We start from the raw sequence: 13,615 nt of genomic DNA, 5'->3' as shown, positions 1-13,615 counted from the left end.
CGGCCGGCCCGGCCGACCGCGGCGGGCTCGCCGCCCGGCTCGCCGGGCTGCCCCCCGCCGAGCGGGACCGTGTCGTGGAGACCCTGGTCCGCACGCACGCCGCGGTCGTCCTCGGGCACGACACCGCCGGGGCGGTACCGGCCGGGAAGGCGTTCCGGGAGCTCGGCTTCGACTCGCTCACCGCGGTCGAGCTGCGCAACCGGCTCGCCGCCGCGACCGGGCTGGCCCTGCCGGCGACGGTCGTGTTCGACCACCCCACCTCCAGCGGGCTCGCCGCGCACCTGCTCACCCGGCTCACCGGCGCCGAGGGCCCCGCACCAGTCGCCACGGTCGCGCCGGCCCGCGACGAGGAGCCGGTCGCGGTCGTCGGCATGGCCTGCCGGTTCGGCGGCGGGATCCGCTCGCCGGAGGACCTGTGGCGGCTGGTGCTCGACGGCGGGGACGTGATCACCGGGTTCCCCACCGACCGCGGCTGGCCGCTCGCCGACCTGTACGACCCCGAGCCCGGCACCCCGGGGCGCAGCTACGTCCGAGACGGCGGCTTCCTGCACGAGGCGGGGGAGTTCGACGCCGGGCTGTTCGGCATCAGCCCGCGCGAGGCGCTCGCGACCGACCCGCAGCAGCGGCTGCTGCTCGAGGTGGCCTGGGAGGCGCTGGAACGCGCCGGCATCGACCCCACCTCGCTGCGGGGCAGCGCGACCGGCGTGTTCGCCGGCGCCACCCAGAACGGCTACGGGGCCGACGCCGGGGACGCGGCGGCCGGCCTCGAGTCGCACCTGCTCACCGGCACCACCGGCAGCGTCGCCTCCGGTCGCCTGTCCTACGCGTTCGGCCTCGAGGGTCCCTCGCTCACCGTGGACACGGGCTGCTCCTCGGCGCTGGTGGCGATGCACCTCGCCGTACGGTCGCTGCGCGGCGGCGAGTCCACCCTCGCGCTGGCCGGCGGCGTCGCCGTGATGGCCAACGCCGACGCGTTCGTCGCGTTCAGCCAGCAGCGCGGCCTCGCGCCGGACGGGCGGTGCAAGCCGTTCGCCGACACCGCGGACGGCACCGCGTGGAGTGAGGGCTGCGCGCTGGTCGTACTGGAGCGGCTGTCCGACGCGCGCGCGAACGGGCACCCCGTGCTGGCGCTGCTGCGCGGCACGGCGGTCAACTCCGACGGCGCCTCCAACGGGCTCACCGCGCCCAACGGCCCGTCCCAGCAGCGGGTGCTCCGGGCCGCGCTCGCCGACGCCGGTCTGAAGCCGTCCGATGTGGACCTCGTGGAGGGGCACGGCACCGGTACAACGCTCGGCGACCCGATCGAGGCGCAGGCGATCCTCGCCGCCTACGGTCGGGAGCGGAGCCACCCGCTGCTGCTCGGGTCGGTGAAGTCCAACCTCGGCCACACCCAGGCCGCGGCCGGCGCCGCTGGCGTGCTGAAGGCCGTACTGGCCCTGCGGCACGCGGTGGTGCCCCCGTCGCTGTACGCGGAGAACCCGTCGTCCCACGTGGACTGGAGCGCGGGGGCGGTCGAGCTCGCGGCGGCGAACCGGCCGTGGCCCGAGGTCGACCGCCCGCGCCGGGCCGGCGTGTCCTCGTTCGGGGTCAGCGGCACGAACGCGCACGTCATCCTCGAGCAGGCACCCGCTTGCGAGCCGGCCGGCGAGAGGCCCGCCCGGCGGGGTGTTCCGATCGTCCTCTCCGGACACACGGCGGCGGCGACGGCGGCCCAGGCGGATGCCCTGGCCGACCACCTGGCCGCCGACCCCGACCTCGCGCTGGTCGACGTCGGGGCGGCGCTCGTCACCGGCCGGGCGGCGCTGCGGCACCGGGTCGCGCTCGTGCCGGCGGACCGCGACGCGCTGGTGGCCGACCTGCGCCGGCTCGCCCGGTTCGAAGCCGTGTCCGGGGCACTGCTCGGGGTGGCGCCGGCCGACCCCGCCCCGGTCGCGTTCGTCTTCCCCGGCCAGGGCAGCCAGTGGGCGGGCATGGCCGTCGACCTGCTGGCCGAGCCGGTGTTCGCCGAGCGGCTCGCCGAGTGCGGGGCCGCGTTGGCCGAGCACGTGGACTGGTCGCTGCTCGAGGTGCTGCGCTCGGGGCGGGACCTGGACCGGGTGGACGTCGTGCAGCCGGCGCTGTGGGCGGTCATGGTGTCGCTCGCGGAGCTGTGGCGCGCGCACGGCGTGGTACCGGCCGCGGTGCTCGGGCACAGTCAGGGTGAGATCGCCGCGGCGTGTGTCGCGGGCGGACTGTCCCTCGCTGACGGCGCGCTGGTGGTGGCCCGGCGCAGCCGGGCGCTGACGGCGCTCGCGGGTCTGGGCGGCATGGTGTCGGTGCCGCTGCGGGCGGACGAGGTTCCGGTGGCCGCCGGGGTGTCGGTCGCGGCGGTGAACGGCCCGCGTTCCACCGTCCTGTCCGGCGAGCCGGCCGCGCTGGAGCGGGTGCTGGCCGAGGTGGACGGCGCCCGCCGCGTGCCGGTCGACTACGCGTCGCACTCCGCGCAGGTCGAGGCGATCCGCGACCGGCTGCTGGCCGACCTCGCACCGGTGCGGCCGCGTGCGGCCGAGGTGCCGTTCCACTCCTCGGTCACCGGCGGGCAGCTCGACACGCGCGAGCTGGCCGCCGGCTACTGGTACGACAACCTGCGTCGCACCGTGCTGTTCGACCAGGCCACCCGCTCGGCGATGGCCGCGGGTGCCGGGCTGTTCGTCGAGGTCAGCCCACACCCGGTGATCGCCGTGGGGATGCAGGAGACCCTCGAGGGCAGCGAAGCCGCGGTGGTCGGCACCCTGCGCCGCGACGACGGCGGCCCGGCCCGCTTCCACGCCGCGCTGGCCGAGGCACACGTCCGCGGCGCCGCCGTCGACTGGACGCCGGTGTTCGCCGGGGCGCGCCGGGTGGACCTGCCCACCTACCGGTTCCAGCGTGAGCGCTACTGGCTGGCCGGGGGAGCCTCCGCCGTCCCGCGCCGCCAGGACGACCTGTACCGCATTGACTGGCGCCGGGTCCCCGTGGCCGACGCCCGGGCCGGCGAGGTCGCCGTCCACCGGGTGCGGCGGCCGGACGGCGCCGACCCGGCCCGCGCGGTGCGGGAGGCGACCGCCGAAGTGCTGGGACGCCTCACCACCTGGCTGGCCGAGGAGCCCGAGCACGCCCGCCTCGCGGTGCTCACCCGCGCCGCCGTCGCCGTGGACGACCGGGACGCCGACCCCGACCCGGTCCTCGCCGCGGTGTGGGGTCTCGTGCGCTCCGCCCAGGCCGAGCACCCGAACCGGTTCCAGCTGGTCGACACCGACACCGATACCGGCGCCGACGCCGACGCCGACGCCGAGCTCGGGCCGGCGCTCGCCACCGGGGAGCCCGAGCTCGCCCTGCGCGGCGGGACCGTGCTCGTGCCCCGCCTCGCCGCCCTGGCCCGGCACGGCTCCGCGCCCGACCTCGGCGGCGGCACCGTCCTGGTGACCGGCGGCACCGGCGGGCTGGGCCGCTCACTCGCCACACACCTGGTCGACACGCACGGGGTTCGCGAGGTCGTGCTGGCCAGCCGGTCCGGCGACGACGGCTCCGACCTCGGTCGCGGTGTCCGCGCCCTCGTCTGTGACGTGTCCGACCGCGCAGCCCTGGCCCGGCTGCTCGCCGACCTGCCCGACCTCACCGCCGTCGTCCACGCCGCCGGCGTGCTGCACGACGCCGTGCTCGCCAACCTGGACGGGCCCGCCCTCGACCGGGTGCTCGCCCCGAAGGTGGACGCCGCGCTGCACCTGCACGAGCTGACCCGCGACCGCGACCTCGTCGCGTTCGTGCTGTTCTCCTCGGCCGCCGGCGTCCTCGGCGCGGCCGGGCAGGCGAACTACGCCGCCGCGAACGCCTTCCTCGACGCGCTGGCCGACACCCGCCGCCGCGCCGGCCTGCCCGCCACCTCGCTCGCCTGGGGTTACTGGGCGCTGGGGACCGGCATGACCCGCGCCGACACCCGCCGGATCGCCGCGAACGGCCTGCGCGCGCTGTCCGAGAGCGACGGCCACGCGTTGTTCGACGCCGCGCTCACCCGCCCGGAGGCCGTGCTGGTGCCGGCCGCGTTCGACACCGCGGCGACGCCGGCGGCGGTCCCGGCGGTGCTGCGCGACCTGCTCGCCGCCCCGGAGCCGGCGGTCGAGGACACCGACCCCGTCGGGCTGGTGCTCGGCCACACCGCCGCGGTTCTCGGGCACGCCGAGGCCGCCGCGGTCGAGCCGGACCGGGCGTTCCGCGAGCTCGGCTTCGACTCGCTGATGGCCGTCGAGCTGCGCAACCGGCTGGCCGCGGCCACCGGCCGACGCCTGCCGGCGACGCTCGTGTTCGACCACCCCACCCCGGCCGCGCTGGCCAGGCACCTGGGCGGCGCGGGGTCCCCAGTCGCCGGAGCCCCGTCGGCGCCCGCGGCGCTGGACGAGCCGGTCGCGATCGTCGGCATGGCCTGCCGCCTCCCGGGTGGGGTCCACACGCCGGAGGAGCTCTGGGAGCTGCTCGCCGCCGGCACCGACGCGATCAGCGAGTTCCCGGCGGACCGCGGCTGGGACGTGGACCGCCTCTACCACCCCGACCCCGACCGCGCGGGCCACTCCTACGTTCGGCACGGCTACTTCCTGCACGACGCCGCCGAGTTCGACGCGGACTTCTTCGGGATCTCGCCGCGCGAGGCGGTCTCGATGGACCCGCAGCAGCGGCTCGTGCTGGAGTCGGCGTGGGAGGCGCTGCAGCGCGCCGGCGTCGATCCCACCGCGCTGCGCGGCAGCCGCACGGGCGTGTTCACCGGCAGCAACGGACAGGACTACGCCGGGCTCGTGCCCACCGACGACTACCTCGCCACCGGCACCTCGGCGAGCGTGTTGTCCGGCCGGGTCGCCTACACCCTCGGCCTGGCCGGTCCGGCGCTCACCGTCGACACCGCCTGCTCGTCGTCGCTGGTCGCCCTGCACCTGGCGGCGCAGTCGCTGCGGCAGGGGGAGTGCGACCTCGCGCTCGCCGGCGGCGCCTCGGTGATGGCGACGCCACGGGCCTTCCTCGCGTTCAGCCGTCAGCGCGGCCTGTCCCCCGACGGCCGGTGCAAGGCGTTCGCCGACACCGCCGACGGCACCGGATGGGGCGAGGGCTGCGGCGTCGTCGTGCTCGAGCGGCTGTCCGACGCGCGCGCGAACGGGCACCCGGTGCTGGCGCTGCTGCGCGGTTCGGCGGTCAACTCCGACGGCGCCTCCAACGGGCTGACCGCGCCGAGTGGCCCGGCGCAGCAGCGGGTCATCGCCCAGGCGCTGGCCAACGCCGGCCTCCGACCGTCCGACGTGGACGTCGTGGAGGCGCACGGCACCGGGACCGCGCTGGGCGACCCGATCGAGGCGCAGGCGGTGCTCGCGGCCTACGGGCAGGACCGGGAACGGCCGCTGCTGCTCGGGTCGGTGAAGTCCAACATCGGCCACACCCAGGCCGCCGCCGGGATCGCCGGTGTGCTGAAGGTCGTGCTCGCCCTGCGCGCGGGTACCGTGCCGGCCACCCTGCACGCCGACACCCCCACGTCCGAGGTGGACTGGACGGCCGGCGCCGTCGAACTGGTCGGCGCTACCCGGCCGTGGCCCGAGACCGGGCGGCCGCGGCGGGCCGGGGTGTCCTCGTTCGGGGTCAGCGGCACCAACGCGCACGTCGTCATCGAGCAGGCCGAGCCGGTCACCGAGCCAGCTCAGAGCGGCGTGGAGCCGCCCTGCTGGCCGGTGCTGCTGTCGGCCAGGACCGCTTCCGCACTCGCCGCCGGGGCCGCCCGCCTGCTGTCCCACGTGGACACCCACCCGCTCGCCGAGCTGGCCGCGAGCACGGTCACGGCCGGGCGGCCGTTCGAGCACCGCGCCGTCGCCGTCGTCCGCGACGCGCAGGCCCTGCGGCACGCGCTGACCGCCCTCGCCGCCGACGAACCCGCCGCGGGGCTCGTACGCGGGACCGCGGGCCGGGCGACCGGGATGGCGCTGCTGTTCAGCGGCCAGGGAGCCCAGCGGACCGGCATGGGCCGGGAGCTGGCCGCGGCGTTCCCCGCCTACGCCGACGCCCTGGCGGAGGTGTGCGCGGCGTTCGAACCGGAGGTGGCGGAGGCCGTCATCGGCGGTGCGCCGCTGGACGGAACCGACCTCGCCCAGCCCGCGTTGTTTGCGACCGAGGTCGCGCTCTACCGGCTGCTGGAGCGGTGCGGTGTCGGCGCCGACCACCTGCTCGGGCACTCGCTGGGTGAGCTGGTTGCCGTCCACGTCTCGGGCATGCTCGACCTGGCCGACGCCGCCGAGCTGGTCACCGCCCGCGGCCGGCTGATGGCCGGGCTGCCCGCGGGCGGCGCGATGGTCGCGGTCGCCGCGACCGAGGCCGAGGTCGCCGCCACGCTCGTCGGCACGGCGACGATCGGCGCGGTCAACGGGCCGGGCGCCACCGTGGTCTCCGGCGACGAGGCCGACGTGCTGGCCGTCGCCGAGCACTGGTCGGCCGCCGGTCGCCGCACCCGCCGCCTGCCGGTCGCCCACGCGTTCCACTCCGCGCGGATGGACCCGGTGCTGCCCGCGCTCGCCGACCTCGGCGCCCGCCTCACACCCCGTGCGCCGGCGGTCCCGGTCGTCGGCAACCGCACCGGGCGCCCGCTCGAGGCCCTGCCGGCAGACCACTGGGCGCGCCACGCGCGGGAGACCGTGCGCTTCGGCGACGGCATCCGGTGGCTCGCCGAGCAGGGCACCCGCACCCTGGTCGAGGTCGGTCCGGACGCCGTGCTCGCCCCGGCCGCCCGTGAGTCGCTGCCGGCGGAGATCGCCGACGAGGTCACCGTCGTCGCCACCCAGCGACGTGACCGGTCCGAGCCCGACGCGCTGCTCACCGCGCTCGCCGAGCTGCACGTGCGTGGCCTCCCGGTCGACCTCACCGTGCTCACCGGCCGTCGGCGGCGGGTGCCGCTGCCCACCTACCCGTTCCAGCGCACCCGGTACTGGCCGGCGGCGACCGCGCCGCCGGCGGGCGAGGGCTGGCGCTACCGGGTCGGCTGGCAGCCCCTGCCCACCACCGGCACCGCCCGCCCGTTGACCGGCTGGCTCGTCTGCGGCCCGCGCGAGGAACCCACCACCGCGGCACTCGTGGCCCGGGGCGCGACGGCCGTGGACCTGGTCGACGCCGAGCTGGTGGCGTCGGCCGAGCCGACCGGCCTGGTCGTCACCGGCGACCGGCCGCCGGCCGAGCTGCTCGACCTCCTCCAGACCGTCGCCGCCGCCGGGGAGCCGCTCCGGCTCTGGCTGGCCACCTCCGGCGCGGTCCGCGTCGGCCCGGCCGACCGGGAGCTGCGCCCGGAGGCCGCCATGACCTGGGGCCTGGGACGGGTGTTCGGTCTCGAGTACCCGCGCCAGTGGGGCGGGCTCGTCGACCTCCCGGCCGAGCCGGACGAGCGTGCGTTCGACCGGCTCGCCGCCGTGCTGTCCGCGGCGGGCGAGGAGGACCAGGTCGCGGTGCGGCCCTCCGGCGTGCATGCCCGACGGCTGCGCCGGGCCGACACGGCCGGGGAGCCAGCCTGGCGCGCCCGCGGCACCGTGCTCGTCACCGGTGGTGCCGGCGGCATCGGCCGGCACGTCGCCCGCTGGCTCGCCGCGGCCGGCGCCGAGCACGTGGTCCTGCTCGGCCGGTCCGGCGCCGGCGCGGACCTCGACCTCGACCTCGACGTCCCGGTCACCGCCGTCGCCTGCGACGTCGCCGACCGCGCCGCGCTCGCCGGCGTGCTGGCCGGGCTGCCCGACCTGACCGCGGTCTTCCACGCCGCGGGCGTCTCCGCCGTGCGACCGCTCATCGACACCGGCCCCGACGAGCTCGCCGAGGTCCTGCGCGCGAAGGTGACCGGCGCGGCGAACCTGCACGAGCTGACCGCCGACCGGGACCTGGACGCGTTCGTGCTGTTCTCGTCGGTCGCCGGGGTGTGGGGCAGCGGCGGGCAGGGCCCCTACGCCGCCGCGAACAGCTACCTCGACGCGCTCGCCGAGCACCGGCACGCGCTCGGCCTGCCGGCCACCGCCGTCGCCTGGGGCCCGTGGGCCGGCGAGGGGATGCTGGGGGCGGACCAGGAGTCCGAGCAGAGGCTGCGCCGGCAGGGCCTGGTCCCGATGCCGCCCGAGCGCGCGGTCGCCGAGCTGCACAGCGCGCTGGACCGCGCCGAGCCGGCGGTCGTGGTCGCCGACGTGGACTGGCCGCGGTTCGCCACCCTGTTCACCGCGGCCCGCCCCCGCCCGCTGCTGGCCGACCTCCCCGCCGCGGTGCCGCCCGCCGCGCCGGAGACGCCGGTGACTCCGGGGCCCGCCGCCGGCGGCCCGGACCTCGCGGTGCTCGTCCCCGCGACGATCGCCGCCGTGCTCGGGCACGCCTCGCCAGCGGCCGTCCCGCTCGACCGCCCGCTCGGCGAGCTCGGCGTCGACTCGCTGACCGCCCTGGAGATCCGCTCCCGGCTCGCCGAGGCGACCGGCCGGCCGCTGCCGGCGACGCTGGTGTTCGACCACCCCACCGCACGGGCGCTGCTCGAGCACCTGAGCGGCGAGAGCGCCCGGACCGGCCCCGCCGCCCCGACCCGCACCGACGAGCCGATCGCGATCGTGGCGATGAGCTGCCGGTTCCCCGGCGGCCTCGACACCCCCGAGGAGCTCTGGCGGTTCGTCGCCGCCGGCGGCGACGCGATCGGCCCGTTCCCGACCGACCGCGGCTGGGACACCGCCACCCTGTTCGACCCCGACCCGGACCGGCCCGGCACCTCCTACGTCCGTGAGGGCGGATTCCTGTACGACGCGGCCGGTTTCGACGCGGAGTTCTTCGGCATCTCCCCGCGCGAGGCGCTCGCGATGGACCCCCAGCAGCGGCTGCTGCTGGAGACGGCGTGGGAGGCCTTCGAGCGTGCCGGCGTCGTCCCGGCCGCGGCGCGCGGCAGCCGCACCGGCGTGTTCGTCGGCGCCGGCTTCCAGGGCTACCTCGGCACCGACCTGCGCGAGGCGCCCGAGGGGCTGGAGGGCCACCTGCTCACCGGGAACGCCGGCAGCGTGACCTCCGGGCGGCTCGCCTACGCCTTCGGGCTCACCGGCCCCGCGGTCACGGTCGACACCGCGTGCTCGTCGTCGCTTGTCGCGCTGCACCTGGCCGCGCGGGCACTGCACGACGGGGAGTGCGAGCTGGCCCTGGTCGCCGGCGCCACCGTGATGGCCACCCCGGACGCCTTCGTCGGGTTCAGCCGGCAGCGCGGGCTCGCGCCGGACGGCCGCTGCAAGCCGTTCGCCGCGGGCGCGGACGGCACGGCGTGGAGCGAGGGCGTCGGGGTCCTGCTGGTCGAGCGACTCTCCGACGCGCGCCGCAACGGCCACCCGGTGCTCGCCCTCGTCCGCGGCAGCGCCACCAACTCCGACGGCGCGTCGACCGGGCTGACCGTCCCGAACGGACCGTCCCAGCAGCAGGTGATCCGCGGCGCCCTCGCCGCCGCCGGCCTGGAACCGTCCGAGGTGGACGTCGTGGAGGCGCACGGCACCGGCACCGCGCTCGGCGACCCGATCGAGGCGGAGGCGGTCCTCGCCACCTACGGTCGCGAGCGCGGCCACCCGCTGCTGCTCGGGTCGGTGAAGTCGAACCTCGGGCACACCCAGGCCGCGTCCGGCCTCGCCGGCATCATCAAGGCCGTCCTGGCGATGCGGCACGGCACGGTGCCGGCGACGCTGCACGTCACCACGCCGACCGAGCACGTGGACTGGTCGGCCGGCGCCGTCGAGCTGGTCACCGCGGCCCGGCAGTGGCCCGAGCGCGGCCGTCCGCGCCGGGTCGGGGTGTCCTCGTTCGGGGTGTCGGGCACCAACGCGCACGTGATCGTCGAGCAGGGCGACCCGGAGCCGGCCGGACCGCACCCCACCGCGGCCGGGCTCGTGCCGTGGGTGCTGGCCGGGCGCACCGCCGACGCCCTCCGCGAGCAGGCCGCGCGGCTCGCTGACGTGGCCGGGCACCCCGCCGCGGTGGCGTTCTCGCTCGCCACCACCCGCACGACGACGTTCGAGCACCGGGCCGTCGTCCTGGCCGACCCTTCGGACCAGGAGACCACCCGAGCCCGGCTCGCCGCACTCGGCGCGAACCGTCCGGCCCCGGGCGTGGTGACCGGACGGGCCGAGGGCGGCGCCCGGGTCGCGTTCCTGTTTCCGGGGCAGGGGTCGCAGTGGGTTGGGATGGCGGTGGATCTGCTGGAGGATCCGGTGTTCGCGGGCCGGTTCGACGAGTGCGCTGTCGCTTTGTCGTCGTTTGTGGACTGGGATGCGCGGGAGGTGCTGGGGGACGAGGTTGCGTTGGCGCGGGTGGATGTGGTGCAGCCGGTGTTGTGGGCGGTGATGGTGTCGTTGGCGGCGGTGTGGCGCCACTATGGGGTGGAGCCGGCTGCGGTGGTGGGGCACAGCCAGGGGGAGATCGCGGCGGCGTGTGTGGCGGGTGCGTTGTCGCTGGAGGACGGTGCGCGGGTGGTGGCGTTGCGCAGCCGTGCCCTGACCGAGCTGTCCGGTCTGGGCGGGATGGTCTCGGTGCCGCTACGGGCCCGGGAGGTCGACCTGTCCGGCGGGTTGTGCGTGGCCGCGGTCAACGGCCCCAACTCGACGGTGGTGTCGGGACCGCCCGAGGCCCTGGCGGCGGTGCTGGACCGGTACCAGCGTGCCCGACGGATCCCGGTCGACTACGCCTCACACTCCCCGGACGTGGAGCTGATCCGCGAGCGGCTGCTGGCCGACCTCGCCCCGGTCACCCCTCGCGAACCGGTCGTTCCCGTCTACTCCGCGGTCGACGGGAAGGCGACCTGGGACGCCGAGTACTGGTACCGCAACCTGCGTCAACCCGTCGAGTTCGAGCGGGCGACCCGAGCCCTGCTCGCCGACGGGCACACCGTGCTGGTCGAGGTCAGCCCGCACCCCGTGCTGAGCGCCCCGGTGCAGGACACCGTGGACGCCCTCGCCCCCGAAGCCGCCGTGCTCGGCACCCTCCACCGCGACGACGGCGGCCGCGCCCGGTTGCTCACCGCCCTGGCCGAGGCGCACGTGCGCGGGGTGCCCGTCGACTGGCACCCGGCGATCCCCGACGCCGGTACCGTCGCGCTGCCCACCTACCCGTTCCAGCGGAAGCGCTACTGGCTCACCCGCCGCGCCGCGGCCCGCGACGACCACCCGTTCGGCTCGGTCACCCCGGTCGCGGACGGCGACGGCGCGCTGCTGACCGGCCGGCTGTCGGTGTCGACGCACCCGTGGCTGGCCGACCACCTGGTCGGCGGGCGGGTGGTGCTGCCCGGCGCCGCCCACGTGGAGCTGGCACTGCGGGCCGGCGCCGAATGCGGGTGCCAGCACCTCGACGAGCTGACCATGGAGGCCCCGCTCACCCTGCCCGACGACGGCTCGGTCACCGTGCAGACCGCCGTCGGCGCGCCCGACGACACCGGCGCCAGGCCGGTCTCCGTGCACTCCCGCGCCGCCCCGACCGACCCCTGGACCCGGCACGCCACCGGAACCCTGTCCCCGACCCGCCGGCCGTCCACCCCGGACGCCGCGGTTCCGCCCGACGCGGAGCCGATCCCGCTCAACGGCCTCTACCAGGAGCTCGCCGCCGCGGGTCTGGCCTACGGCCCGGCCTTCCGCGGCCTGCGCGCCGTGCGGCGGGCCGGCGCCGACGTGCACGCCGAGGTGGCCCTGCCGGCCGACGAGCCGGGGTTCGGCGTGCACCCGGCGCTGCTCGACGCCGTGCTGCACGCCATCGCCGCCGGCCGGCTCGTTCCCGACGCCGACCGTCCACAGGTCCCCTTCGCCTGGCACGGCGTCACCCTGCACTCGACCGGCGCGACCGCCGCACACGCCCGGTTGTCCGCCGTGGACGGAGGGGTCGCCCTCGCCGTCACCGACGCCTTCGGCGCGCCGGTGGTGACCGTCGACCGGCTGGTGTTGCGTCCGCTGTCCACCGAGCGCGCCGAGCCGCTCTGGCGGGTCGACTGGCGGCCGGTGTCGGTCGCCGCCGCGCCGACGCGGGAGGTGGTGGTCCACCGCGTCCGGCCGACCGGGGACGACCCGCCCGCCGCCACCCGGGCCGCACTGCGTGACGTGCTCGCCGTGCTGCGCACCGACGCCACGGTCGCCGTGATCACCTCCCTCGCCACCGGGCCCGACGCACGCGACCTCGCCGGGGCCGCGGTCTGGGGACTGGTCCGCTCGGCGCAGGCCGAGTCCCCGGACCGGTTCCTGCTCCTCGACACCGACGACCCGGACGCGCTCACCGACGACCGCGTCCGCGAGCTGGCCGCGACGGGAGAGCCGCAGCTGCTGCTCCGCGGCGGCACCCCGCTCGCGCCCCGACTCGCCAGGACGACGGTCACCGTCCCGGACGGTGTCCTCGCCGGACCGGGCACCGTGCTCATCACCGGCGGCACCGGGACCCTCGGTCGCGCCGTCGCGCGGCACCTGGTCACCGCCCACGGGGTGCGTTCGCTCGTCCTGCTCGGCCGGACCGGCGGCGACGTCGACCTCGCCACGCCGGACGGCGAACCGGTCGACGTGCGGGTGCTCGCCTGCGACGTGACCGACCGCGGCGCGCTCGCCACCGTGCTCGACGACATCGACGACCTGAGCGCCGTCGTGCACGCGGCCGGCGTGCTCGACGACGCGCTGCTCGCCGACCTCGACGCCGACCGCCTCGACCGGGTGCTCGCACCCAAGGCCGACGCCGCCTGGCACCTGCACGACCTCACCCGCCACCGCGACCTGCGCGCGTTCGTGCTGTTCTCCGCTGCGGCCGGGGTGTTCGGCACGGCCGGGCAGGCCAACTACGCCGCCGCCAACGCCGCCCTGGACACCCTGGCCGTGCTCCGCCGCGCCGAGGGGTTGCCGGCGGTCTCGGTCGCATGGGGACTGTGGGCCGAGCGCAGCGGCATGACCGCCCATCTCGGCGCGGCCGACCGGGACCGGATGGCCCGCGCCGGCGTCGTTCCGTTGTCCACATCGGAAGGACTGGCGTTGCTGGACGCCGCGGTGGCCTCCGAGGACCCGGTGCCCGTCGCCGTGGCGCTGGACCAGGCGAACCTCACCGGCACCTCGCCGCTGCTGCGCGACCTGGTGCGGCCGACCGCGGCGGTGCCGGCGGTCCAGCTCACCGGCCTCGACGGCGCCGACCTCGACCGGGCCCTGCTCACGCTCGTCCGCGCGCACGCCGCCACGGCGCTTGGCCACGCCGACCCGGCGGCGGTGACCTCGCGGCGCGGCTTCCTCGAGCTGGGGTTCGACTCGCTGACCGCGGTACAGCTGCGCAACCGGCTCACCGCGGCAACCGGCCTGCGGCTGCCGGCGACCGTGGTCTTCGACCACCCGACGCCGGCCGCGCTCGCGGCACACCTGCGGGAGCGGTTGCGCCCGGAGCCGGAACCGCCGGCCGAGCCGGACCTCGACGCGCTCACCGAGGCGATCCGGGCGCTGCGCCCAGCCGACGCGGTCCGGCTGCGGGTGCTGCTGACCGACCTGACCGACACCGAGATGTCCACTCTGGACGGTGATGTGGTGGCGGCCGATGACGAGGAGCTGTTCGGCATCCTCGACGACGAGCTCGAGACGCCGTAGGCGGG

1 protein-coding gene is annotated in these 13,615 nt (G+C 77.2%); it reads left to right on the top strand.

The genetic code is table 11. The features are described from left to right. A partial coding sequence (locus tag BU204_RS40615) for a type I polyketide synthase (RefSeq protein ID WP_075124600.1) occupies positions 1-13,610 on the top strand: 13,610 nt, incomplete at its 5' end. Positions 13,611-13,615 lie beyond the last annotated feature (5 nt).

This window comes from Actinophytocola xanthii (genome assembly GCF_001921205.1).
GTDB lineage: Bacteria > Actinomycetota > Actinomycetes > Mycobacteriales > Pseudonocardiaceae > Actinophytocola > Actinophytocola xanthii.
The sequence above is the reverse complement of the archived record's forward strand: the minus strand, read 5'-3'. Positions and strand labels throughout refer to the sequence as shown.